We start from the raw sequence: 25,108 nt of genomic DNA, 5'->3' as shown, positions 1-25,108 counted from the left end.
TTCGCAGTGGCCGCCTGCGATCCGGCTCGTCTGAAACGGCGGCGGGAGAACCGCCGGCCCTGGCGAGCAAGAATCCCGGCGCGGCGTTAGTTCGCTATGAGCGATGCTGGTGGCTCTTTATGCAGCGACCGGCGATAGCCTTCCGGGATGTTGTCTTTGGTAACCGTGAGGTTGTCGACGGTTAGAAATGGGGGAACCTTCTGACCGAGCAGGGCGAGCGCGCCTGCGCGGGCCGCGGCGACACCGTTACCGTACGCCTCGTCGGCCACGATCGCCGCGACGTTGCCTCCGTTCTTCATATCGAGAGCCAGCGGTTCGGAGAGGTCCATCGTGACGATCTTGGTCTTCGAGTTGCCGGCGTTGCGCAACGCCGCCAGCACGCTCTCAGCCGGCGAGGCCCAAGTGACGTAAATACCCTCGACATCCGGGTTCTTCGCCACGATGGCGTTGGCGATGTCCTCGGCGCGCGTCGGATCGGCAAGACCCTGCTCGGCAACGATTGCGGCGCCCTTGCAGTTGTCGATGATCGTTTGCTTGAAGGCGCCATCGCGTTGATTGGTTACGAAGAAATTGGCGTCATGATAGACGTAGGCGATCTTGCCGTTGCCGCCGATGGCGGCACACATGGCGTCGCCTGCCCGCTTGCCCATCTTGCTGAGGTCGTCGGAAACGAGCGTGACATAGTCCACGCCATACACATAGCCTTTCGGCGGCTGGTCCACAAAGACCAGTTTCGTGCCGGCGTCGCGGGCGATATTGTAGACTTCCGCTGCGGTATCTGGATCGACTGCCTGTGAATAGATGATGCTCGGCTTCTTGGCCATCACCGTCTCTACATCGCTCTTCTGTTTGGCCGCATCGAAGGCAGCGTCGGTCTGGCCGACGACCTCGATGCCGAGCTTGGTGAATTCGTCGATGGCGCCCTGGCTTGCTGCCTTCGAATAATCGGAGGACTCGTGCCAGACGAGCGCGGCAGTGTAGTGCCCTGCCTTGATCTTTGCCGCCTGTTCCGGCGTCAGCGTCACGCTACTGGCGGGCGTGCCGTCCTCGCCATTCGGCCCTTTGGTGGCCTTGAGTTCAGCATGCAGCGGCGTGGCGAAGGCAAGGCCGGCGGCGAAACAAATCGCGGTTAACGTGATCGCTTGGTTTGACATGATGAGCATTCCCCTTGACTGGCGCCCTGATTGCGAAGGTCCCGGCTGGTCGGCGCTTGCCAGCCAGGTTTTAGTCATTTCAATGCGTCCTGGATCGATTGCGGCGCGGCGCGATGCAGCGATTCCTGCCAGCCAGCGATGACGTTGTCCTTCGTCACGGTCAGCGTTGGCGCGACAACAAAGGCTGGCGCTTGCTTGCCGAGGAGGCCGTACCCGGCCGCGGTCGCCATCGCACGACCCAGCTCGTAAGCTTTGTCAGCTGCAATAGCCGCGACGCTGCCGTCCTTGACCATATCCAAGCCGACCGGTTCCGAGAGATCGAGCGTCACGACCTTGGTCCTCGTGTTGCCAGCGGCGCGCAGTGCCGCAAGCACGCCTTCGGCAGGCTCGGCCCAGGTCACGTATATGCCGTCGAGGTCGGGGTTCTTCAGCAGGATCGCGTTGGCCAGATCCTCCGCCCTGGCCGGATCGGAAATACCTTGCGAAGCGACAATTTGAATGTCGGGATAGCTGGTCTCGATCGTCGCCTTGAACGCATTGTCGCGCTGATTGGTCACATAATATTGCGCGTCGTGGTAGATCCATGCGACCTTGCCTTTCTTGCCGATTGCCTCGGCAAGCGCGTCAGCGGCGCGTTTTCCCATTGCAAACAGATCGTCGGTGACTATTGCGACGTAGTCCCTGCCCTGTACGAAATCCTTGGGCTTGTTCGACAAAAGTACGATCTTGACTCCAGACTCGACCGCAGGCTTGAACGCCTCGGCCGCCGTGACTGGATCAAGAGGCAGCGTCAGAATTACATTCGGCTTCTTGGCGAGTATGGTCTCGACGTCGCTCTTCTGCTTTGCTGCGTCGAACCCGGCATCGGCCTCCGCGACCACTGTGATACCCAGCCTGGTGAACTCGTCGCTCGCTCCAGCGGTCACCGCATTCACGAAGTCCGATGACGTGTGCCAGAGCAGCGCGGCCGTGAATTTTCCACCTTTGAGCTTAGCGACTTCTTCGTCAGCAAGCTTAAGCTCGCTCGCAGGTGTCGCTTTCTCGCCATCCGGTCCGACGGTCTCTCCCGCGAAAGCGGACGTTCTCAACAAGGCCATTCCAACTACTGCTAGTGCCGGGATCAAAGTTTTCATAGACATTGCCGGTTTCTCCTTTTTTCGGCGATGAAGATGGTCGGCGCTTGATCTTTCAGTCGCTTACCGTTGGCTGACCCAGGGCGGAAAAGACCACCGGCCATAAGCTGTCGGCTTGCGGGACCGGTGATCCAAAAACGTGACAACGCAAATTCTTCGCAGCAGTCGATACGGCGCCAATCAGGCCAGCGCGACTGCCCAGCGCGCTCGCGGCAATTTGAACCGGCCTGGCGAACACTTTGCCGATCTCAAGCTGCACGCGTTCAACCAATTCGGGTCGGACACCAATGCTCCCGCCCAAGACAATGAGATCGAGATCGAGAATGGCCTGCAAGGCTGTGATCGCGAGTGCCACCGAACGCGCCGTTGCGTCCAAAACCTCTCCCGCGACTGAATCTCCCCCATTCAGCCGCTCGAAGACTTCACGCACAGAGTTCACGCTTGTGTCACCCTTCGACCTGTAGCGCCGGAGCATGGTTATCGAGCCAGCATCGTGCTCGAAAGCGCCGACGCGCAACGCTTCAGGCGACGAGGTGTCCGCTGCGATAGGCAAATAGGCGATCTCGCCAGCTCCGCCCGATGCACCGCGCACCAGTCGGCCATCCAAGACGAGGCCCAGCCCCGTGCCCGTGCCAAGTGCCACAAAAGCAACATCGGTACGGCCTTGTGCACAACCGTTGGCCACTTCGCCGAGCGCAGCAAGATTGACATCATTCTCAACTGCAATAGCGCCGCTGAAGCGATAGGACAGTTCCTTCCGCACGTCGAGACCATCCAGGCCGCGAATATTTGGCACAAGCGCGATACGGTGCGTTACAGGATCGATCGAACCTGGAAAGCCCGCGACTACACTGCGGATGCTGCCTGCCTCACAGCCGGCGGACTCCGTCATGACCTGCGCAAGCCTTCCGATCTGATCGAGAACGTGTGTGCTTCCGCGTGGGTCGGTTGGCTCAGTCCATTCAGCTACGAGCTTGCCCCTTGCATCAGCGAGCGCAGTGGCTACCTTCGTACCGCCTACGTCCACACCGAGTACATAGGCGGTATCGGTCGCAAGCCGAAGCTTGCGACCGGATCCGATCCTCTCGTCAAGAACGATCCAGCCTTCATGCTGCAGTTCCGCGACCGCCACGTCGATATTCCGCTCAGCCATGCCGGTGTGCGCGCCTAGTTCTGACACCGTCATTGGCGAAGCATCCAGCGCGTGGGCGACCAGCCGACGCGTTAATATTTGCAGTGAGGATCCATGATCAAGCGACATTAGAAAGCAACAGTTCGTTTAGTTGACGAATTAATTGGCGCGACAGGCGACGATACGAGAAGTCACTTCATGGCGTCGAGAACTGCCTGTGGCGGATCGCGATGCAGCGACTTGTTCCAACCCTCTTTGACGTTATCGTTGGTCACCGCGAGCGCGGGGACAACTACGTACGGCGGGACCTTTTTGCCCAGAAGACCCAGGGCACCGGCTCTGGCAGCTGCAACACCATAATTGTAGCCTTCATCGCCGATGATCGCTACCACGTTGCCGCCCTTGATCATATCGAGCGCGACCCCTTCAGACAGGTCAATGGTCACGAGCTTCGTGTGCGTGTTGCCGGCGTTGCGAAGCGATGCGAGCACGCTTTCCGCCGGCTGCGCCCAAGTCACATAGATTCCGTCGAGATTGGGATGTTTCAAGAGGAAGCCGTCCGCCACCTCCTCTGCACGCAGAGCGTCAACTATGCCTTGGGAAGCCACGATTTTGATATTCGGATATTTATGCTCAATCGTATATTTGAATGCCTGATCGCGCTGGTTCGGGACATAGAGCTTGGCATCATAATAGATGTAACCAATCTCACCTTTGCCGCCTATGGCCTTAGCAAGTTCATCCGCAGCCTTCTCTCCCATCTGGAACAGGTCGTCCGTCAGCAGCGCCACGTAGTCTTTCCCCTGAACGTAGCCGTCTGGCACCCCCGCGGCGAACACCAGCTTGACGCCTTTGTCGCGCGCCGGTGCGAAAGCAGCCGCTGAGGCCACGGGGTCGATCGGCACCGTCACGATCAGATCAGGGGACTTGGCCATCGCCGTCTCAACGTCATTGCGTTGCTTGGCAACGTCGAGGTTCGCATCAGTTGTTACCACAACCTTGATGCCAAGCCGCGCCAACTCGTCGTTTACACCCTGGTCGACAGCAGTCATCAGGTCCGACTGCACATGCCAAAGTACCGCCGCTTTATAGTTGCCCTGCTTCAGTGCGGCGACATCCTCATCGGTGAGAACGAGGGCGCTGAAGGGCGTGGCGGTCTCACCCTTTGGTCCGATAGTTTGCTGCGCCGTGGCTGCGGTGGAGAACGTCAGACCAGCAAGTACACCAATCAGAAGTCTCGATCGAAGTTGCATCATGATTCTTCTCTCCTCTCTCAATACTGACGGACTTCAAGCGCGAGAAGCGGCCCCCGCCAAATAGGCCGCGAAGGCGATCACACCATCGAGGTAGTCCTGCAAGTTCACGTTCTCATCTGGCGTGTGGCAGACCCGAACATCGCCAGGTGCCCAGTAAACTCCTGGAATACCAACGGCCGATAGGAATGGCAGTTCGGACCATCCCGGGATCGCTTCAATCTCGCCGCGGTCGGGTCGCACGGCTTTAACTGTCTCCATCAACTGGCGCACAGGTTCGATATTCGACGGGGATTCGAATGGGGTGCCGCCGATGGCGTGATCACGTCGGGTTGGATAAGAGAACGCGACCGTAACCTCCGGGTCTTGGATCGCACGGCTGACAGCGGCCTCTATGTCCGATTGGATCGCGTCGAGGCTGTCACCTGGGGGCACTTTGCAGATGTAGCTAAAGGTGCATTCGCCAGGTACCGCAATGGAACCGCCGCCATTGATTGATGTCACCAACACGAAGCCATGCCCGATCAGCGGATGAGCCGGCTTGATTTTGAACTGCTCTGAGTACTGCCAAATGGCGGACAGCATCGCATGGGTCGCCTTCAGCGCATCGACGCCAAGTTCGGGTACACCGAAATAGGCTGGTCGACCGACGACCTTCACGTCGGCAATAAAGAATCCCATGTGGGCCGGACAGATGTTGAGCATTGTGGGTTCAGCATAAATTGCAAAGTCCTGACGTTCGACCTCGCCATTGGCCAGTAACTCAGAAAAAGCCCTAACGCCGGCGCTGATGCCACTTCCCACCTCTCCGCTCTCCTCATCGCCGATGAAGGCGAAAGTAATGGTGGGATCAGGCAATATACCGGCCCGGTCGAGGGTGCGTACGGCCGAAAGTGCCGTACAGATGCCGGCCTTCATATCGCTCGTCCCTCGTCCCCATATCGCGCCATCAACAATGGCAGCGCCGAACGGATTCTCGCGCTCGGTACCGATCCACCGATCGCGCCAACTACGTACATGAACCGTATCAGTGTGCCCTATGACGAGCAGGCGCATGCCTCCTTCCCGGCCGCGTCTCGTGCCCCACACATTCGGTCTTCCGGGCTCGAAATCGCGCATCGTCACGCGCTCGGCGCCAATCGCCCTCATTTCATCTGCCAGTAGGGCCGCGTACGCAGCTTCGTCGCCTGTGATACTGGGGCAACCAACCGAGCGCTGAAGCAATGATATGGCTTCATCTCGATCAAACGAAGCTTTCAAACGCGCTACAAGTGACTGGTCGATCATACCGGTATCCTTTCTTTCCCACTCTTTGGCGCAGGCAGCGGCAAGGCACCAGGAAGCTCGGCCACGCCAAACAGATCCTCGTGCAAGCGGTTCAGCGCCACAGCCAGGGCTCCCACAACGCTGGCACGATTTCCCAATGCGCTGGGGAGGATTTCGACCACGCGGGGAGTGAGTCTCGACAATTCTGCCGAAACCTTTTCCGTGAAGTCCGCCCGGGCACCGATCGAGCCGCCAAGCACTACAAGCTTCGGATCGGCAGTGACCGCGACGATCGCCACCGCCTGCGCGATCAAACGCGCTGTATCGTCGATTGTCTGTGCAGCCAGCTTTTCGCCGTTGTTCATGCGATCGAAAATGGCGCGCACGCCGTCGACCTCTGCACCGCCGGCCTGCCTATAACGGCGCACAATGCCGGCCGCTCCCGCCTCATATTCAAGACAACCCTGCTCGCGCACGGACGATCGCCATGGGTCGCCGCCAATTGGGAAATAGCCGATCTCCCCTGCGGCCCCGTTGTCTCCCCGCACCAACTGCCCGTTGGCACAGAGGCCAAGCCCCAGACCTGTTCCCAACGCGACGAAGGCAACATTTGCTACGTTTTGTGCGCAGCCATGCCACATTTCTCCGAGCAGACCGAGATTGACGTCGTTGTCGACGGTGACCAGCCCGCCCAGTCTTTCTGAAAGAGTACTAATGACATCGACTTCACCTAAATGAGCAATATTTGGTGCCAGTTCGACTGCGCCACTCTTGGGGTTGACCACTCCCGGCGTACCGATTGTGGACGAACGAATGCGGCTGGGATGTATGCCTAAATCGCGGGCCAGGCGCAGCGTCAGCCGCGTAATCTGATCGAGCACTACTGTGCCGCCACGCTGGTCGGTCGGCTCGGTCACTTCGGCCAATACCTTGCCGGATATGTCGGCAATCACCGCAGATAGTTTCGTTCCACCGAGGTCGACGCCTAGGCAGTATCCCCCGTCCGGACTGAGTTCATAGAGCACGGCAGTGCGGCCGACATTGCCGCTGGTGCGGCCGACCGACCGCACTAATCCTTGCTGCTCAAACTTGTCGACAACCTCCGATGTCGTCTGCTTGGACAAGCCCGTGACCTTGGCAAGGTCGGCACGGGAAATCGGACCCTGCAACAATAGGGCCTCGAAAATCTTGCGTTGCGTAAGTTGCCGCGCGACACGTGGTGGCACAATCTGCTGGGCGATGGTCAAGGGTCACCAGATAATTCGTTCTACTGTCGAACTATCTCTGTGCGCCACTGCCGAGTCAAGGGGCATTTTTCCTGACTGGTATTTTCGCGGCTAATCGATTCCGGCGCAGCCGCGACCCGTCAACTCCTGTAGCATGGAGAATCCGGAAACAAGTATCTTGACATTCCGGCCAAGCTGCCTTCAAATTAGTTCGGGTTGTTGACGAATAATTGGAGAGTTTGATGTTTCTACAAAGCCTGCTCCGCACCAATCCAGATTTCGCCGACACCGCCATCGAGTTGCATCAGGCAGGTCGCATCCCATCCAATAGCTATGTGCTGGATCTCGACGCTATAGCGGCGAACGCCGAACATATCATTGCTGCAGCGCGCCGCTATCGCCTCTCGGTCTTTCCGATGACCAAACAGTTTGGCCGCAACCCGGAAGCGCTGAAGGTCATCTCGAAGGCCGGAATCGAACGCTATGTCGCCGTCGACATGGCCTGCGCGCGTGGTGTTACAAATGCCGGCTTCGAAATCGGTCATCTCGGTCACCTGGTGCAGATACCGCGACACGAGACTGAGGAGGCAATCGCCATGGCTCCAGCCTACTGGACGGTGTTCAGCCGTGAACAGGCCGAAGCGGTCAGCCGTCGCCTTCCTAGTGGCCGAAGGCAGAAGATATTGCTGCGTGTCTATGGCCGCGACGATGTTGTGGTGCCGACCCACGCCGGTGGGTTCGCGCTGGAAGCGCTCGACGCCGACATAGATCACGTCGCGGGCCTGCCGGGCCTTATCCTCGCCGGTGTCACCACGTACCCCTCCGCCGGGTTCGATCGTCTATCCCGGAAGGTGGTGCCAACGCCCAATGTCCGTTCCATGCAGTCGGCCGCCGAAAAGCTGCGGAAGCATGGCGTCAACGATGTACAGATCAATATGGCGAGCGAACTATCTGCCGCGACGATACCGCTGGCCGCCGAAGGCGGGGCAACCCAAATTGAGCCAGGTCACGCTTTCACTGGAACCAGCCCCTACCAGATCTTCGCTGATGTGCCGGAACGGCAGGCCATGCTTTATCTCAGCGAAGTTTCGCACACGAGTGGCGGTGGCGCGTTCTTTTTTGGCGGCGGCCTCTACGAATGCATCGGCGCGGTCGAACACACGCGCCAAGCACTGGTTGGACGGTGCGGCCCGCACGGACCTCGCTTCGACACCACCTTGCTGACCACGCCGCCAAACGGCGTTATCGACTTCTATGGGCGACTTGACTACCCGGCGGGTACGGACGTCAAAACCGGCGACACCGTAGTCGTTTGCACCAGACCGCAGGCCTTCTTTACCCGCGCTTTCATCGTACCAATCCGAGGCATTGCTTCCGGGTCGCCGGAAGTACTCGGCGTCTGGGATGTAAACGGCTTTTTGGCAGCAGGTGCTCCTGCGCATATGCAGAATTAACTGCCGTAGAACCTGCTCTCCGGAAACTGCCCGACATCCCGGCGGGGCGAGACGGTGGCCGATGTGACCTACAATCCGATGAGTGAAAATCACTGGAGTTTGCCGGAGAGAGAGCAACTGGAGGCGAGACCCCAGGCTAACGGTCGCCGCTCTCGTCTCGCAGGGGTGACAACTGATCGTGGTGAGAGAAAGTGCAATTTGGCGCAGGCGCCTTGATGATACGCTTGAATTTCTGTGTAGAATTCGGCGGAGTTCAACACAACAGGAAATCTGCCAGCATCTACTTTGTCACGCTGAACAATTTGGTGCCACGAACTTGCTGGCAGGACCAATTCCACCGCCTCGTGCCCTAAAGCGTGAGCAGACTTCGCATGTCGTACTCGACGCTTGGCCGGAAGAATGGTCAGAGCGCTATTTTTCAAAGGGCTATCTTTTTCGTGATCCAACAATTCAGCTGGTGTGTCGTGGCTGCGGCCCCTTCCGCTGGTCAGAAGTTGATGGCTTGTGCAAGGTGTCCCCTGCCGGCCGCCGCATCATGGACGAGGCAACCGAGTTCAAATTATGCGAAGGTTTCACAATTCCCTTCGCGACATTGGAAGGACAGGCGGTCGGCTTTTCGGTCGCCGGCGAAAAGGTGGATCCAGACCCTCACGACCGCCTCGCCTTTCAGTTCGTTGCCGCCTGCGCTTTCGGCTGCGCGGCAGTTCTTGCGGATGGCAGACGGAACTCGGAACCAGTGAGTTTGTCTCCACGACAAAAAGACGTCTTGCGCTGGGCCGCCGAAGGCTTCACCGTGGACGAAATTGCTGACCGGCTCGCCATTAGTCGCAACACGGCAGACACTCACCTGCGGGCGGCGCGCGAGAGGCTCGGGGTAGCAAGCACAGTGCATGCTGTCGCGGAAGCCTTTCGTTATGGTTTGATCGCCTAGCTCACGCAATCGCGTGATGCCGCCTTCCTCAGCGAAGGACCATTGGTTGACCTCTAAACTGGAGGACAACCGAGATGCTTCTTATGGTTACATCGCAGAATTCAGAAGAATATCAGGCGGAGCTGGATCAGGCGTTCCGCCTTCGCCACAAGGTCTTTGTCGAAGAAAAGGGCTGGACCGGCCTGCGGCGCGAAGATGGTCGCGAGATCGACCGTTTCGACGACGAGCACGCCGTCCACATGCTCTTTACGGCTGAGGAGCGCGTTGTCGGCTATCAGCGCATGTTGCCTTCGACCCGTCCCCACCTTTTGTCAGAGGTTCTGTCAGACCTTTGCGAAGGCGAACGACCGGTCGGAGAAAACATCTGGGAGTGGACGCGCTATTGCGTCGAGCCGCAATATCGCGAACGGGGACGGATGCTGAGCCCGGTGGCGAATGCGCTTTTGTCAGGCATCGTCGAGTGGGGCTTGGACAGAAGCATCGACACGATCATCATCGAGATGAACCCACTCTGGCTGCTTCGTCTGGTCCAATTGCATTTCAGGGTGACGCCGCTGGGGCTGCCGAAGATCATAGGCGGTGAAGAGACAGTGGCGGTGACGGCGAGCTTCGATGAACGCACACTCGCCAGATTGCATGAAACGCGGAAGGCGACCCCGCCGACTGGTGCGATTGATAATTGAGGCGCTCGCCCCCAAACCGGGGGGCTTTGACCAGGTACTTCAATGGGGCAGATAGGCGGGCGACTGGACAGTTCGCGTGATGGGCGGGGGCCACAATCACTTCCAGGCGGAGGAAGCGCCATGCGGCGACGCGTCCAACTCATCACGCTCGAATGCGCCCTCATCGTATTCGAGGAGGGCAGCTTCCTCGGCGCCTCCCGACGCATGGGCATCCACCATTCCGCACTGAGCCGGCGCATCCGTGGCCTTGAGTACGCGGTGGGAACAATTCTTTTTGAACGCCACGCAGGCGGAGTCCGACCGACCTTGGCCGGCGCACGACTCCTGCGCAATCTTCGCCGCGTTCTGACTGATCTCGACGGCACACTCGCCATGGAGGAAACGGACCGAAGAGAACAGGCCGGCATCCTGCCGGGCGGCTTTGAAACGGCGGTGCATGCTACCGAGCTTCTCGACGCGGTTGCCGATTTCATTCGCAGCAGGCCCGACGTCGCCCTGCGTTTCGTGGAAACGAAGCGCGCCACGACCCGCCTATCCTGATTTCGTGTCGCGTCGGGCCCGGCTGAACGCGCGGTCCGTCGCCATGAACCGCACCAGCATCGGTGCAATCAGCTTTACGGGATCGGCGACCGTCTGGCCCGTCTCGCTGCCCAGCACTTCGGCGTAGGCGACAAGATCGCGATGAACGGCGGCAGGCAACTCGACCGTAATCTTGACTGGCCGATCATCCGGAATTGCAGAGAGTTTCAGCTTGCTCATGACGGTTCCTTCGGCACGCCGTAAGGCGCCAGGACAAGGTCGCGATTGACGATGACACGGACCGGGAACCCTGGTCGGACGGTGAGTGTCGGCTGGACGTTGAGTTGATTTCGCACGATCTGCTGACCGATATTGGAGGCCGAATCCTGCGCGCTCTCGCGGATCGCTTTCGCGATATCGCTTTCGTCGTCGCTGGAGCCAAGCGACGTTCCAATACCAACCAGGGTCGAGAGCGCTGCGGCCCGGAACAACTGGCCCCAGTGATGATCGATCTCGTCCTCAAGTCCGGAGAACCCTTGGGTATCCGCGCCTTGCTGGCGCTCCAGCACGATCGAGGCGCCGTCCGGCATGATGAGCCGGTTCCAGACCAGGAGTACGCGAGACTGACCGAAGGCGACCTGGCTGTCATACTGACCAAACAGTTTTGCGCCCTGGGGTATCAGGAGATATACCCCTGACGGGCTGTCGTAGACGTTCTCCGTGACCTGAGCGGTAATCACGCCGGGCAGGTCGGAGCGGATGCCGGTAAGGAGGGCCGCGGGTATGACCGTGCCGGCCTGGACGACATAGGGCGAAGACTTCGCCTCGAGCCGATCGGGACTAACGGTGCGACGATCCGGCTTGGCGTTGACGAAGGCGAGTTTGCTGTCCTGCGTATCTTGAGTGGACACTGCATCAGGCACCGTCGGTTCGGCCGGCGGCGTCAATCCGGACCTGGTGTCCGCGATGGAGGTTCCAGCGCCGGTACCCTGCCGCAACGGAGCTGTGCGCGCGCTGGTTTCCGTGAAGAGCTTTGCGACGCGCGCGGCCTCGATCTCTGCGAGGCGGCGCTGTTCTTCCGGATCGACGCGAGGCGTTCTGATGTCAGGCGCAATGACGGGCCTGCCCTGCTCCTGCGCGCGCAGGATCGGTCGGCCGAGATCGCCAGGCAGCGCGGGCCCGAGCTTTGGAACTCCAGCATAGTCCTTCGGCAGCGTCTGCAGCCCGTCGGCGGTCGAGCGGTTTTCCGTGGTGAAGAGTTCGGATGTTGGTTCCATGCCGCGCCGCCTGCTGTCGAGGGCCCAGATCAATGTGCCAAGGATGGCAACACTGGCGACCCCGCCCAGACCGATCAGCACCTTGCGCGACAGTCGCGTCACCCTGGCAGGCTCGGGGCGCAGACGCAGTTCAGCGCGGATGTCCCGGTTCAAGCCATTCGTTGGGTCGCTCATCTGAACAATCCTGCGCTATGCCGGGGCCGGCTCCCATCGGAGCGCACGATGCGGACGCGCTTCTCGCTCGTCTTGTCGCCGAGGCGAAGTTCTGCAGCGGCAAACAGCCGGTCGACGACATAGTAGTTCTGCCGGGCGCGGTAGTTGACCAGCTCGGAGCCTCCTGACGGGCCGATGACGAAGAGCGGCGGCATCTCGCCCTGGCCAATGCCAGACGGAAACTCGATGTAGACCTTCGCGCCATCGTCGAAGGCGCGCAGCGGCCTCCAGGGTGCGGCGTCACCCTCGATGCGATAGCGGAAATTGAGTTTCTGGATGTCGACGCTGGCAGCGACTGGCTGTGCTGCGGACGCCTGTGCGTTCTGGCGCCGCAGCGCGATCAACTCATCCTGCGGATACTGCCATGATACCGAGGCCATATAGGTCTTTTCGGTCGATCGCAGCTCGAGATGATAGGTGCGACGGTCGCTGTTGATGACAAGGTTGGTCTGGAGGTCGGGGCGCGTCGGCTTGACGAGAATATGGACCTGTTGCCGTTCCCCTGCCCCACTCTGGGTATCGCCAATGATCCAGCGCACGGTGTCGCCGGCGGCAACGGGGCCGGAGCCGACCAGCTGCTCTCCCGGCTGCAGGGCGATGTCGGTGACCTGGCCGGGTGCGGCATAGATCTGATAGAGCGCGCCTTCGCTCCAGGGATAGAGCTGGATGGCGTTGATAAAGCCGTTGCGGACGGGCTGCATTCGTGCCGCCTCATTGGCCTGACTGATCCGCTGCTTGGGGTCTGTCGGCTCTGCCTTCGCCTTCCTGGTCTCGACTGGCTTCAACTGGCCGGGAAGCGGAAGTGGTTTCGGCAGTTCGACCACCTTCACCGGACTTGGTGGATCGAGCTTCTGCACGGCAGGTATTGCATCGTCATATTGGATCTGCGGCGGAATGTATTTTTTCGAGGCGCAGCCGGCGAGCGCTGTCGCCGACAGCAGTGCCGCGGCAAGCACCCGCGCGTTCATCATGTTGCGACCGGTATGTCCCGTCGTGTTGCGTGTTTGTGCCGCACACATCATGAAAGCTCCTTCGACCAGTTGATGGCATTGATGTAGACGCCGAGCGGATTGGCCTTCAGCCGGTCGGCGTCGTGCGGTTGTTGAATGACGATGGTGAGGATGGCAGTCCAACGCTCGGTGCTGGTCAGACTGCCGTTCCCGTAACGGCGTTCCGTCCATGCGACGCGAAACGAATCTGGCGAAGCACGGATGACGCTGGAGACATCAATGGCGATCTGGACTTTACCGACCTTGGCAAAGGGATCGTTGAGACGCGCATATTCGTTCAATGAGACGGCGCCACGGTCGGTCGTGTAATCGTAGGCGCGAAGCCAGTTTTGCCGAACAATAACAGGATCGTCCGCAATGCTTCTCACTTGCTCGATGAAGCGAGCGAGATGCCATGCGATCTGCGGATCGGTCGGCCGATAGTCGGCAACAGCCGGAGCGACCGCCTGGGCCTCGCCAAGTTTATCGACCTGAACGATCCAGGGAACCACAGTTCCGCGTGTGGATTGCCAGACCAGTGCTGTGGCGAAACCCGCCGCCAGGACGAGAGAGCCGAAGGCCATCAGCCGCCAGTTCTTCGCCTGCACGCGGGCCGAGCCGATGCGCTCGTCCCAGACCTGTGCTGCACGCTGGTAGGGCGTCTCGGGCTGCGGTGTCGTCCCGTATCGAACGGAAGGTCGTCTGAAGAGGTTCATCGGCGGTCATCCTGATTGAGAGAAACATTCATCGAGCCGCCGCCATGATCACCGGAGCGGACGGAGTGGGCTGCCATGCTGGCGCCATGACTCATCGTCTGGCCGCGCTTTATGCGGTTGGCCCATTCCGGCGGCGATCCCGCACTGGCTTCTCCGCCTGAACCAAGCCCTGAAGCAGCTCCCGACGGCTGCTCTCCACCGGTCGCACTCCATGCCGCCGAGCGGCCAGCCTGCTGGCTGGAAGACAGGGCTGACGCCGCGCGCGACATCGCCTGCTTCACGGGCTGGGCAGCGGCACCAGCACCGGCCCTGGCGACCCCAGCAAGGCCGGCGGCGATCGAGCCCGCGCCACTCTGTCCCGATGTTGCGGCGGCGAGGCCAAAAGCCGTCGAAGTACTGCCGGCAAGATGCGCGCCGCCACGGGCAGCGACAGCCGACATCCGCCCCCCAGCACTGACCGCAGCCGCTGCGCTGCCGAATCCGGCACGGGCACCCATTGCGCCGGCGACGCCAAGACCCGCGGCGGCGAGGCTCGTCCCCACAGCGGCACCCGCACCAAGCTGCGGGGCTCCGGAAACAAGGCCCGTTGCAATGCCGGGGCCGAAGATCGACAGCCCCATCAGCGACAGTGCGCCCAGCACCAGCGACAGCGCATCCGTGATTGTTGGCTGTTCGGCGCCGAAGCCGCGAGTGAACTCGCCGAAGAGACCCGAGCCGATGCCGACGATGACAGCGAGGACGAGGATCTTCACGCCGGACGCGACGATGTTGCCGAGCACTTTCTCGGCGAGGAAGGCTGTCCGGCTGAACAGCGCAAACGGGATCAGCACGAAGCCTGCCAGTGTCGTCAGCTTGAACTCGATGAGCGTGACGAAGATCTGGACGGCCAGAATGAAGAACGCGATCAGCACGATCGCCCAGGCGGTCATCAGCACTGCGATCTCGACAAAATTCTCGAAGAACGAGACGTAGCCCATCAGCTGGCTGGCGGCGTCGAGGATCGGATTGCCGGCGTCGATACCGACCTGCGCGACACGGCCCGGCTGAAGGAGGGCGGAGCCCGAAAGTGCCGATCCTCCCGCCTTCAGACCAAGTCCCGAGAAACTCTCGAAGACGATGCCGGCGAGACGATTGAAGTTGCCGATGATGAAGGCGAAGAAGCCGATATAGAGCGTCTTCTTCACCAGCCGGTGCAACATGTCCTCGTCAGCGCCCCATGCCCAGAAAAGGCCGGCAAGGGTGATGTCGATGACGATCAGCGTGGAGGTGAGAAAAGCCACTTCGCCGCCGAGCAGGCCGAATCCGGAATCGATGTAGCGGGTAAAGGTTTCGAGGAAGCGGTCGATTACGCTCGTGTCGTTCATGGCCCCACCGTGTTCGAACGGGGGTCTTTGGTATCGGCCCGGGTCGAAGGGCTCAGCGGCAGCAGGCGGCTCTGATCCTTCTCGATTGGTGGAGCGGCGTATGGTGCCACGCGTCGGGACGGTCGCAGGAAACGCCGGCGGTTCTCGGCCCAGGCCTTCCTGCAGGCCTCGTCTGCAATTGCCGCCATGCCAACTGCCCGGCATCGCTCGAGTTCAACGCTGGCCGGCTCGCCGCCCGGATACGCAGAACGCGGGGAGGACGCGTCCTGCGAGCCGTTGCCGCGCAACGCCATGAAGGCGGCGGTCATGGCGGCGCCAAGGGCAATAACGGCTACTATCCGGGCGGCGATCTTAAGATCCATGACGCGCCTCAGTCGTGGAACATTTTGACGGATGACGCGGTGTATCTGCTGCCCGTCATGAAGCGGCTGAACTGTTCTCGCGCTTGCTCCTGTGCAGCGGCCGTCCTCGCCTGCTCCAGCGCAGCAGCCCTGCCCTGCGCCGCCAGCATTGCGGTGAGGTCGGCGACCTGTCTGGCCTGCACGGCGAGAAGCTGGTTGCCGGCTTGCGTTGCCTGCAGCACGCCGACCGCCGACTGGCTGGCGCCGACGAGCGCGCTGGTCTGCTGCTGCGTCCCGTCGATATTGTCCACGGCAACGGCACCGGCCTTCAATGAATGCTCGAAAGCCGACACCGATGTCCGCCAGCGCTCACGGGCACCGTCGACAAGCTGCTGGCTCGAAAGGTCAGTGCCAAAATTCTCGTAAGCGGACGTAAACTGACTGTCGATGTCCTGGACGTTGTAGGCGAGCTTGTTGGCTTCGCCGAGCAGGCTCTTCATCTGGGAGAAATTGCCCTCGATCCGATCAAGCATCGAGATTGGCAGCGAAGTGAGGCTCTTCGCCTGGTTGATCAGCATCTGCGCCTCGTTCTGAAGCGAGGTGACCTGGTTCTGAATTTGCTCAAGGGCCCGCGAGGCCGAAAGCAGGTTTTCGGCGTAGTTCCTGGGATCGAACACGATGAATGCGAATGTCGGTGCCGATGACAGTGCAACAGCGGCAACAAATGCGCCGGCGGCGGCCATGCGCCGAAAGCGGCGACGTGCAGGAACAGACATCATGAGGAAACCTCCCTTGCGGATTGGTCGATGACATTGGTGAGATCAGGGATGAGGTCGGCCGCCCACGAGAGGCCGCGATCGGCAAGCCAGCCCCTGAGGAACTGATCTGTGCCTCCCTCGGCAATGATCCGGTCGATCACCGCCTGGTCCGACTTCGAGGATGCAGCGCAGAGCGCCAGTGCAATCGGACCGAGGCTCAGCTCGAACAGCCTGTTGCCGCGTCGGGACTGGCAGTAGTAGTCGCGCTTCGGCGTCGCGCGTGCGACGATCTCGATCTGGCGATCGTTGAGACCGAAGCGCCGATAGATCGGGGTGATATGCGGCTCGATGGCGCGCTCGTTCGGCAGGAACAGCCGCGTCGGGCAGCTTTCGACGATGGCTGGCGCGATCCTGCTGCCGTCAATGTCGGAGAGTGATTGCGTGGCAAAGATGACGGAAGCATTCTTCTTCCTCAGCGTCTTCAACCATTCACGCAACTGATCGGCGAACCCGCCATCGTCGAGCGCCAGCCAGCCCTCGTCGATGATCAGCAGTGTCGGCCGGCCATCCATTCTCTGTTCGATGCGATGGAAGAGATAGGCAAGCACGGCCGGAGCCGCACCGGTGCCGATCAGCCCTTCGGTCTCGAACGCCTGTACGGATCTGTCACCAAGACGTTCATGTTCGGCATCGAGCAGCCGGCCATAGGGACCGCCGATGCAATAGGGCCGCAACGCCTGCTTCAGCAACGTGGACTGGAGGAGCACCGTGAGGCCAGTGAGCGTCCGCTCCTGAACCGGTGCGCTGGCCAGTGATGTCAGTGCTGACCAGAGATGTTCCTTCACGTCCGGTGTGATCGGGACGCCTTCGCGCAGAAGAATGTCGACGAGCCAGTCGGCTGCCCAGGCACGCTCCGGAACGTGGTGAATACGGCCAAGCGGCTGAAGCGAAACGGCATCGATGTCGTCCGACAGATCCGCCAGGGTCAAAAGAGCAAGAGGATCTTCCGCTCCCCGGCCACTCGACGCGCTGCTGCCGAGATTGTGCCAGTCGCCGCCCATGGCGAGCATTGCCGCGCGGATCGAGCCACCGAAGTCGAAGGCAAAGATCTGGTTGTTCCTATAGCGCCTGAACTGCAGCGCCATCATCGCCAGCAGGACCGACTTGCCAGCTCCGGTCGGACCCACGACAAGCGTGTGACCGACATCGCCGACATGGAGGCTGAAGCGGAAGGGCGTCGCGCCCTCTGTCCTGGCGAAGAACAGCGGTGGCGCACGAAAATGGTCATCCTCGACGGGTCCCGCCCAGACTGCCGAGAGCGGGATCATGTGAGCGAGATTCAAGGTAGATAGCGGCGGCTGGCGGACGTTGGCATAGACGTGACCGGGAATGCTGCCGAGCCAGGCTTCGATGGCGTTGACCCTCTCGGCGATGCACGTGAAATCCCTTCCCTGGATCACTTTCTCGACCAGCCGGAGTTTCTCGTCTGCGATCGACGGATCGGCATCCCACACCGTCAGTGTGGCCGTGACGTAAGCCTGGCCGATCTGGTCGGAGCCGAGGTCCTGCAGGGCCGCGTCCGCATCAGCTGCCTTGTTGGCCGCGTCTGTGTCGACGAGCACGGATGCCTCATTGGTCATCACCTCCTTGAGGATCGCGGCGACGGACTTCCGCTTTGCAAACCACTGCCGGCGGATCTTCGTCAGCAGCCTGGTCGCATCGGTCTTGTCGAGCAGGATCGCCCGCGTCGACCAGCGATAGGGGAAGGCAAGCGCATTGAGATCGTCGAGGATCCCCGGAAAGGTGGTGGTGGGGAACCCGATGATGGTCAGCGTGCGCAGATGGATGTCGCCCAGTCGCGGCTCCAGTCCTCCGGCAAGCGGCTGGTCGACCAGAAGTGCGTCGAGATGCATCGGTGTTTCCGGAACACGGACACGATGACGCCTGGTCGAGACCGTCGAGTGCAGGTAGGTCAGTGTCTCGCCGTCATCGAGCCAGGCAGCTTCCGGAACGAAGCCTTCGACCAGATCCAGCACGCGGTCGGTACGGTCGACGAAGCTCTTCAGCAGTTCACGGGGATCGACACCGCTCCTTTCCCGGCCTTCGTAAAGCCAGTTCTCCATCCGCGAGACGTCTTCTGCCGGGGGCAGCCAGACGAGGGTGAGAAAATAGCTGCTCTCGAACAGCTCTCCGTTTGGTTGTCCACTCCACAGCAACGATCCCCGGCCGTTCCCACTTTCGAACTGCTCGCGCCGTTCGATGTCGAGAAGCGCCGATGCGGAATCCGGGAACCGGCTGTCGGGATAGGTCGCAGCGGGGTTGCGCTGCGCTTCGACCAAGATCGCCCACCCCGAGCCGAGACGGCGGAGAGCGCCATTCAGCCGGGCGGTTGTGCCGACGAGTTCAGCCGGCGTGGCAGAATCGAGATCGGGACCGCGGAAACGGGCGGTTCTCTGGAAGCTGCCATCCTTGTTGAGCACCACGCCCGGTGCAACCAGTGCCGCCCAGGGCAGATAGTCGGCGAGGCTGGACGGGCGTCTGCGGTATTCGGCGAGGTTCATCATTTCTCAGCAGCCGAAATGGGAGGGATAGCGAAGGTGCCGGCGAACGACGTCGACGAACTGCGCGTCGCGCCTGGCCGCCCAGACGGCGGCGAAATGTCCGATCGCCCAGATGACGAGACCAGCAATCCAGAGACGCAGGCCAAGCCCGACCGCACCGGCGAGCGTGCCGTTGGCGATGGCGACCGCACGCGGCGCGCCGCCGAGCAGGATCGGTTCGGTCAGCGCACGATGCACGGGTGCGAAAAAGCCGCGGACTTCCTCGTCCATCAGATCAGCGCTCCGCCGCCGAAAGAGAAGAACGACAGGAAGAAAGAACTCGCCGCGAAAGCGATCGACAGGCCGAACACGATCTGGATCAGGCGCCTGAAGCCCCCTGACGTGTCGCCGAAGGCGAGCGACAGGCCGGTGACAATGATGATGATCACCGCCACGATCTTGGCGACCGGTCCCTCGACAGATTCGAGAATCTGCTGAAGGGGTTCCTCCCATGGCATGGACGAGCCTGCGGCGCGGGCAGGCACAATCATCATGGCCACGACAGCAGCAGTTACTGCGGCACGCCTGACCAGCACACCGGGCAGAGGGATAGACGATGAAGTGAAGCGGATCGGATTCATTCTTGGGGCTCCATGGAGGACTGGGGATCTGTGGCTCGTGCAGTCTCGAGTCTGGCTTCGAGCGTGCGATAGTCACCGGTGGCGGGATCAAGACCCTCGACCCACGCGATCTCGACGAGACGGCGCGCAGCACCCCGGCCAGCGAGGACAGCAATGAGGTCGATGGTCTCGGCAATGAGCGCGCGCGGGACCGTGACCACGGCCTCCTGCACAAGCTGTTCGAGCCGCAGCAGTGCGCCAGTAGCAGAACCAGCGTGAATGGTGCCGATGCCACCTGGATGGCCGGTGCCCCAGGCCTTCAGCAGATCGAGAGCTTCCGCGCCGCGAACCTCACCGATCGGGATACGGTCGGGCCGAAGCCGCAGCGAGGACTTGACCAGGTCGGACAGCGAGGCAACACCATCCCTGGTGCGCAGCGCCACCAGGTTGGGCGCGGCACATTGCAGTTCGCGCGTATCCTCGATCAGCACGACGCGGTCGGTGGTTCTGGCAACCTCGGCCAGCAGCGCATTGACCAGCGTCGTCTTGCCGGTCGACGTACCACCAGCGACCAGAACATTTTTCCTTTTTTCGACGGCAAGCCGCAGCACGTCGGCCTGGCCCCCGGTCATGATCCCCGCAGTGACGTAGTCCCCGAGGGCAAATACTGCGACTGCCGGCTTCCTGATGGCGAAGGTCGGTGCCATGACGATAGGGGGCAGCAGGCCCTCGAAACGTTCGCCTGTCCCCGGCAGTTCGGCCGACACGCGCGGTGCACCCGCATGCACTTCCGCTCCGACATGGTGGGCCACCACGCGGATGATGCGCTCGCCGTCGGCCGGGACCAGCAGTTCATCGGAAGCACAGAGCCCTTCTCCCAGCCGGTCGACCCAGAGGCGTCCATCCGGGTTCAGCATCACCTCGACGATCTCAGGATCCTCGAGGAAGCGGGCGATGGCCGGTCCAAGCGCCGTGCGCAGCATGCGCGCGCCGCGCGACATCGCTTCCCTGCCAGAATGATGATTGCCTGCCACGATGGTCCCCGTTCGCTGCGGCGAGCCTGTTCGTGCCGCGGTCGGGGATGATTAGAAGAGGCATGAATACCGGCCTTGCAACAGGCAAAACCGGTGAGCGCAACGCGGCGTGCAGAGACTTGCTGAATGCGGTGCGGCGATCTCGCCCGCCTGGCGCTGCCAACTACCGCGACGGTGAATCATCCGCGCCGGCTGGTGGCGCCGGCGGGACGTCATCAGCGATTTCCTGTCTGAGCTTTGGTCCCTTGCTCAGCCTGCGGCCAAGCGCGTCAACGAACGCGTCATACCGCTGCAGACCTTTCGCGCGCGCTTCGGCCTGCGCGGATTCCGGCAATGCCGGGGTCGAGTTGAGCCAGAAGCGGACGAACAGCGCCAGTGTCTCGACCGCGATGCCGACATCGCGCTCGACACGCTGCACGCGCCGGTCGATCTGATCGAGGCGCCGCGTGATCGCTGCCTCCTTCCGCTCCTCGGCGTCCGGCGACAGGAACGAGGCGATCGCGGCCTCGGCTATCAGCGACAAGGATACGTCGCGCCTCGCCGAATAATCAGCAAGCGCATTCATGACGTCAGGATCAAGGTAGGCGGAGAGCCGTTTCTTCTTCGCGTTCTTCACCGGTCAGAGCTCGATGCCGTCATTCGGATCAAGGCTCGCCTGCCGTGCAGTGCGACGCATGGCCTGATCCACTGCGCGCCGCCGCACGGCGTCGTCATCAGCTTCATCGCTGTCGAGGTCGAACTCCTCGTTGCGCATCACTACTCGTTCCGATGTGATATCCTCGTGTTCTGGAACCTCAGGTTCGCGTCGGATGCCGCCATTTGCTGGATTCTCGTCATGCGCGTCCATCGCAGATTTCGCTTGCGGTAGCCCGCCTTCTGACGCCGAGAGGTTCGTTGCGCCTGTCCAATCGTCGGGGCGCGATGGCCTTGAAACCGTTTCGCGCTTAGGAGGAGGCAGGACGCGCTCGGCAAGGCGTGCGTCAGCAAAATAGCGCGCCTTCTTCGCCCTGATCGGGAACAGGCCGGACACCATGACGATGGCATCGGTCGGCGGAAGCTGCATGATCTCGCCGGGCGTCATCAGCGCACGCGCTGTTTCCTGCCGCGAGACCATCAGATGCCCGAGCCAGGGCGACAGTCTGTGACCGGCATAGTTTTTCATGGCCCGCATCTCGGTTCCCGTTCCCAGCGAGTCCGAGACGCGTTTGGCCGTGCGCTCGTCATTGGTGGCAAAGCTCACCCGCACATGGCAGTTGTCAAGGATGGAGTTGTTCGGACCGTACGCCTTTTCGATCTGGTTGAGCGACTGTGCAATCAGGAAGGACTTGATGCCGTAACCCGCCATGAAAGCGAGGGCCGACTCGAAGAAATCGAGCCGGCCGAGCGCAGGAAACTCGTCGAGCATCATAAGCAGACGATGCCGCCGATGCTTCGCATGAAGCTCTTCCGTCAGCCTTCGCCCGATCTGGTTCAGCACGAGCCGGATGAGCGGCTTGGTACGGCTGATGTCGGAGGGTGGCACGACAAGATACAGTGTCGCTGGCCGCTCGTCCTCCACCAGATCAGCGATACGCCAGTCGCAGCGGGACGTCACCTTCGCCACCACCGGATCGCGATAGAGGCCCAGAAAACTCATGGCCGTCGAAAGCACGCCTGACCGCTCGTTCTCCGATTTGTTGAGCAGTTCGCGCGCAGCCGACGCCACCACCGGATGCGGCCCGCAATCGCCCAGGTGCCGCGTCAGCATCATGGTGCGCAGCGTCGTCTCGATCGGCCTTTGGGGATCGGAAAGGAAGTTCGCAACTCCGGCAAGCGTCTTGTCCGTTTCGGAATAGAGAACATGCAGGATCGCGCCGACCAGCAGCGCATGGCTGGTCTTCTCCCAATGGTTCCTGCGTTCCAGCGAGCCTTCGGGATCGACCAGGACGTCGGCAACGTTCTGCACGTCGCGGACCTCCCATTGGCCGCGTCTCACTTCCAACAAAGGGTTGTAGGCGGCAGAGGACGCATTGGTTGGATCGAAGAGCAGAATACGGCCAAAGCACGCCCGCCATCCGGCCGTCAATTCCCAGTTCTCGCCTTTGATGTCGTGAACGATCGCCGAGCCGGGCCAGGTAAGCAGCGACGGAATGACAAGGCCGACGCCCTTGCCGCTTCGCGTCGGCGCGAAACACAGCACATGTTCCGGGCCGTCATGGCGCAGATATTCCCGTTCGAGCCTGCCGAGTACCACGCCGTCCGGGCCAATCAGGCCTCCCGCAGCAATTTCGTCGTGCGTCGCCCAGCGTGCCGAGCCGTACGTGGCCGCGTTCTTCGCCTCACGTGCCCGCCATACCGACATGCCGATGGCAACAGCGATCGCCACGAAGCTGCCGCTTGCCGCGATGAGCGCACCCTCCAGAAAAACCTCTGGGGCATACGCATCGTAGAAGAACCACCACCAGAAAAAAGCCGGCGGCGGGTAAAGGGAATGGCCGGCAAGCTCAAGCCATGGATCTCCGAGTTGCGATTGGAAGCCAAGCCGCCATGCCGTCCACTGCGTCGCACCCCAAGTGGTGACGAGCACGATCAGAAGCACGGCAGCGAGCTGCCCCCACAATATCCTGGTCGCCGGCACGTCTCATCTCTTGGCAGAGGATTGGGGCGCCCAAAGAATACCGAATTTCCAAATATGCAAGCACCCAAGACAATCTTCCGGAGCCGCGGCGTAGCCCGACCTAAACTGACTTGCGGGTTGCAGTCACTCCCCGGTGATCGAGAAGCGGCTGAGCAGACACGGCTATGCCGCCGTATCGGAGTTCGCTATGATGGGAGTTCCGGAATGACCGCAATGGGGCCGAAAACGGTCAGGCAGCTTCCGGCGCCTCGACTGTGGAAGCGGACGCTCACGTATGTACAATCGAATGGTGAGGCCACGCGTCCATCGCTTTCCGGACGCGGCACGAGTAGCGAGTGTCGCCTTAGTAATCCAAAGGAGGCAAAGGAGGCCTCCAGTTGACTCAGCACCGTCACTTACTTTCAAACAATGGTGACGAACCAGCGCTTTTACCGCATGTTACCTCGCCTCACCGCTTGTCACAAAGGGAAGAAGCACCCGAGAGACGAGCACTGACAGAGGTCATGATCGACTCTGTCTATGAACATTATTAATTGCTAAAATTTGTCGGTGACGTATTGGATTCTGCTTACGATTAAGATATCGCTAATATGAGGAAAAAGGTTGGGGACGCTACCCAAATAGGGGCAGCTCCGAAGAGGTCAAATTTGGGCGGGATTCGCCGTCCAAAGCCGGTTTTTATTGCTCAGAGGTGAGTGACCTCTGCGCGTAAGAACTCCGAGCTACCCCCAATCGCCGGGTAACCCCATGAATAACATCAGGGGTATGTCCTATGGCCAACAAGTTGCCCAAAGCTACGCCGCGCAGCTTCAGCGGCTCTGAAGATCATCTCATAACTGTGGCCTTAAGCGGCACGGATCAGGATGGGACGGTCACGGGGTATATCCTGGCCTCGCTACCTTCCAACGGCAGCCTCTACCTCGACGCTGCTCATACGCAGCCTGCCCTCACAAACACTCTCTACTCGACCAATACCTTTTACTTCCTTCCTGCCGCCGATTTTAGCGGTACCGCCTCCTTCAATTTCAATGTCCGCGACAATCAGGGTGGCGTTTCGTCGAGCACCGGATCCATCACGATCAACGTTGCTGCGGTGAATGATGCTCCGGTCGTGGATCTGAACGGGGCGGCCAGCGGCACATCCGCAAGCTTGAACTATTCGCCCGGTAGCTCCGGAGCAAGAATTGCCCCGTCTGCAACCGTTGCCGACATCGACTCGTCGAAATTCGGCGGCGGATCATTGCGCGTTTCGATTACTCAGAACAAGGCGACATCGGACCAACTCACCATTGCCACCGACGCGTCCGTGACGATGTCGAACGGCTCTGTGTTAGTAGGGGGCACCAAGGTTGGAACTCTCTCGGGTGGCAGCAATGGCACCGACCTGGTCATAAGCCTGGCCAATACCGCAACGCCCAGTTTGGTGGCGGTAGTTCTTGAGCACATTTCCTATTCGAATTCGTCGGTCACCCCGCCTTCGTCACCGCGCACGGTGACTTTCACCTTGGTGGATGGTGGCGGAACGGCCAATGGCGGCACCGATACAGGCCTGGCAATAGCCACAATTAACATAATCAATCATGCGCCGACCGGTTCGGTGTCGATCGCCGGCACGGCGACCGAGGACCAGGTGCTGAGCGCCTCGAACACGCTGGCCGACGCCGATGGGCTGGGCACCATCAGCTACCAGTGGCAGCGCAACACCGGCTCCGGCTTCGTCAGCATTGGCGGCGCCACCAATACCACCTACTCACTTGGCGATGCTGATGTCGGCGCGACGGTGCGCGTGGTGGCGAGCTATACGGACGGACACGGCACGCCAGAGTCCGTGGCAAGTGCTGCGACTGCTTCGATCGCCAACGTCAACGACGCCCCGACCGGTTCGGTG

General features: G+C 61.1%; 24 protein-coding genes. 5 read left to right on the top strand and 19 right to left on the bottom strand.

Annotated features, from left to right (window positions below):
* Positions 1–86: 86 nt before the first annotated feature.
* The 6 genes from YU3_RS0129045 to YU3_RS37690 all read right to left on the bottom strand — a co-directional run bounded on the left by YU3_RS0129045 (position 87) and on the right by YU3_RS37690 (position 7,185).
* Positions 87–1,154: a substrate-binding domain-containing protein gene (locus YU3_RS0129045; protein ID WP_156913629.1), complete on the bottom strand. Its 1,068-nt coding sequence runs from the start codon at positions 1,152–1,154 to the stop codon at positions 87–89.
* A gap of 74 nt (positions 1,155–1,228) precedes the next feature.
* Positions 1,229–2,287: a substrate-binding domain-containing protein gene (locus tag YU3_RS0129040; RefSeq protein ID WP_051334124.1), complete on the bottom strand. Its 1,059-nt coding sequence runs from the start codon at positions 2,285–2,287 to the stop codon at positions 1,229–1,231.
* Positions 2,288–2,342: 55 nt separating this feature from the next.
* Positions 2,343–3,473, bottom strand: a complete 1,131-nt coding sequence (locus YU3_RS39810) for an ROK family protein (protein WP_198021733.1) — start codon at positions 3,471–3,473, stop codon at positions 2,343–2,345.
* Between the two features lie 137 nt (positions 3,474–3,610).
* Entirely contained in the window at positions 3,611–4,675 is a 1,065-nt protein-coding gene (locus YU3_RS0129030) for a substrate-binding domain-containing protein (protein WP_245273692.1), read from the bottom strand.
* Between the two features lie 33 nt (positions 4,676–4,708).
* On the bottom strand, positions 4,709–5,959 hold the full coding sequence (locus tag YU3_RS0129025; RefSeq protein ID WP_027169512.1) for a M20/M25/M40 family metallo-hydrolase: 1,251 nt from the start codon (positions 5,957–5,959) through the stop codon (positions 4,709–4,711).
* Positions 5,956–7,185, bottom strand: coding sequence for an ROK family transcriptional regulator (locus tag YU3_RS37690; RefSeq protein WP_051334121.1), 1,230 nt, complete (start codon positions 7,183–7,185; stop codon positions 5,956–5,958). Before YU3_RS37690 ends, YU3_RS0129025 begins: the two co-directional genes overlap by 4 nt.
* A 221-nt stretch (positions 7,186–7,406) precedes the next feature.
* On the opposite strand from YU3_RS37690, the gene YU3_RS0129015 reads away from it, so the two are divergent.
* From YU3_RS0129015 to YU3_RS37685, 4 genes are all read left to right on the top strand, one after another.
* A complete protein-coding gene (locus tag YU3_RS0129015) occupies positions 7,407–8,618 on the top strand; it encodes an alanine racemase (RefSeq protein WP_027169511.1) in 1,212 nt (403 codons plus the stop codon).
* A gap of 178 nt (positions 8,619–8,796) precedes the next feature.
* Positions 8,797–9,549, top strand: coding sequence for a LuxR family transcriptional regulator (locus YU3_RS41380; protein ID WP_084508389.1), 753 nt, complete (start codon positions 8,797–8,799; stop codon positions 9,547–9,549).
* Positions 9,550–9,623: 74 nt separating this feature from the next.
* Positions 9,624–10,232, top strand: a complete 609-nt coding sequence (locus YU3_RS0129005; protein WP_027169509.1) for an acyl-homoserine-lactone synthase — start codon at positions 9,624–9,626, stop codon at positions 10,230–10,232.
* A gap of 120 nt (positions 10,233–10,352) precedes the next feature.
* The gene (locus YU3_RS37685; protein WP_027169508.1) at positions 10,353–10,772 is read left to right on the top strand and encodes a LysR family transcriptional regulator; all 420 of its coding nucleotides are present in this window, start codon (positions 10,353–10,355) and stop codon (positions 10,770–10,772) included.
* Here YU3_RS37685 and YU3_RS0128995 read toward each other — a convergent pair.
* The 13 genes from YU3_RS0128995 to YU3_RS0128935 all read right to left on the bottom strand — a co-directional run bounded on the left by YU3_RS0128995 (position 10,764) and on the right by YU3_RS0128935 (position 23,220).
* Positions 10,764–10,991 carry a DUF2274 domain-containing protein gene (locus tag YU3_RS0128995; protein ID WP_027169507.1) on the bottom strand — a complete coding sequence of 76 codons (228 nt, stop codon included), beginning with the start codon at positions 10,989–10,991 and terminating at the stop codon, positions 10,764–10,766. The two genes, YU3_RS37685 and YU3_RS0128995, sit on opposite strands and share 9 nt — an antisense overlap.
* Positions 10,988–12,202: a TrbI/VirB10 family protein gene (locus YU3_RS0128990; protein ID WP_027169506.1), complete on the bottom strand. Its 1,215-nt coding sequence runs from the start codon at positions 12,200–12,202 to the stop codon at positions 10,988–10,990. Before YU3_RS0128990 ends, YU3_RS0128995 begins: the two co-directional genes overlap by 4 nt.
* Positions 12,199–13,212, bottom strand: coding sequence for a P-type conjugative transfer protein TrbG (trbG, locus tag YU3_RS0128985; RefSeq protein ID WP_198021739.1), 1,014 nt, complete (start codon positions 13,210–13,212; stop codon positions 12,199–12,201). Before trbG ends, YU3_RS0128990 begins: the two co-directional genes overlap by 4 nt.
* 47 nt (positions 13,213–13,259) lie before the next feature.
* Positions 13,260–13,946 (bottom strand): conjugal transfer protein TrbF, encoded by a 687-nt coding sequence (trbF, locus tag YU3_RS0128980; RefSeq protein WP_027169504.1) that lies wholly within the window; start codon positions 13,944–13,946, stop codon positions 13,260–13,262.
* Positions 13,943–15,310: a P-type conjugative transfer protein TrbL gene (gene trbL / locus YU3_RS0128975; RefSeq protein WP_027169503.1), complete on the bottom strand. Its 1,368-nt coding sequence runs from the start codon at positions 15,308–15,310 to the stop codon at positions 13,943–13,945. The genes trbF and trbL overlap by 4 nt, the downstream gene beginning before the upstream one ends.
* The gene (gene trbK-alt / locus YU3_RS37680) at positions 15,307–15,672 is read right to left on the bottom strand and encodes a putative entry exclusion protein TrbK-alt (protein ID WP_084508383.1); all 366 of its coding nucleotides are present in this window, start codon (positions 15,670–15,672) and stop codon (positions 15,307–15,309) included. The genes trbL and trbK-alt overlap by 4 nt, the downstream gene beginning before the upstream one ends.
* 8 nt (positions 15,673–15,680) lie before the next feature.
* Positions 15,681–16,430 carry a P-type conjugative transfer protein TrbJ gene (gene trbJ, locus YU3_RS0128965; protein ID WP_027169502.1) on the bottom strand — a complete coding sequence of 250 codons (750 nt, stop codon included), beginning with the start codon at positions 16,428–16,430 and terminating at the stop codon, positions 15,681–15,683.
* On the bottom strand, positions 16,427–18,973 hold the full coding sequence (gene trbE / locus YU3_RS0128960; protein WP_027169501.1) for a conjugal transfer protein TrbE: 2,547 nt from the start codon (positions 18,971–18,973) through the stop codon (positions 16,427–16,429). The genes trbJ and trbE overlap by 4 nt, the downstream gene beginning before the upstream one ends.
* Before the next feature lie 3 nt (positions 18,974–18,976).
* On the bottom strand, positions 18,977–19,240 hold the full coding sequence (locus tag YU3_RS0128955) for a VirB3 family type IV secretion system protein (RefSeq protein ID WP_027169500.1): 264 nt from the start codon (positions 19,238–19,240) through the stop codon (positions 18,977–18,979).
* Positions 19,240–19,503, bottom strand: coding sequence for a TrbC/VirB2 family protein (locus YU3_RS0128950; protein WP_245273697.1), 264 nt, complete (start codon positions 19,501–19,503; stop codon positions 19,240–19,242). Before YU3_RS0128950 ends, YU3_RS0128955 begins: the two co-directional genes overlap by 1 nt.
* Before the next feature lie 83 nt (positions 19,504–19,586).
* On the bottom strand, positions 19,587–20,552 hold the full coding sequence (trbB, locus tag YU3_RS37675) for a P-type conjugative transfer ATPase TrbB (RefSeq protein WP_198021738.1): 966 nt from the start codon (positions 20,550–20,552) through the stop codon (positions 19,587–19,589).
* Between the two features lie 214 nt (positions 20,553–20,766).
* Complete coding sequence (locus YU3_RS0128940) at positions 20,767–21,168, bottom strand: hypothetical protein (protein WP_051334135.1); 402 nt, start codon at positions 21,166–21,168, stop codon at positions 20,767–20,769.
* Between the two features lie 54 nt (positions 21,169–21,222).
* Positions 21,223–23,220, bottom strand: coding sequence for a conjugal transfer protein TraG (locus YU3_RS0128935; protein ID WP_027169497.1), 1,998 nt, complete (start codon positions 23,218–23,220; stop codon positions 21,223–21,225).
* Positions 23,221–23,992: 772 nt separating this feature from the next.
* Between YU3_RS0128935 and YU3_RS37670 the strand changes: the two genes are divergently transcribed.
* Positions 23,993–25,108, top strand: a 1,116-nt coding sequence (locus tag YU3_RS37670) for an Ig-like domain-containing protein (RefSeq protein ID WP_036259807.1), incomplete at its 3' end; no start/stop codon positions are given.

The organism is Mesorhizobium sp. WSM3224 (assembly GCF_000427725.1).
In the GTDB taxonomy this organism is placed as follows: Bacteria; Pseudomonadota; Alphaproteobacteria; order Rhizobiales; family Rhizobiaceae; genus Mesorhizobium.
This window is presented reverse-complemented; position numbering and strand designations above follow the sequence as displayed.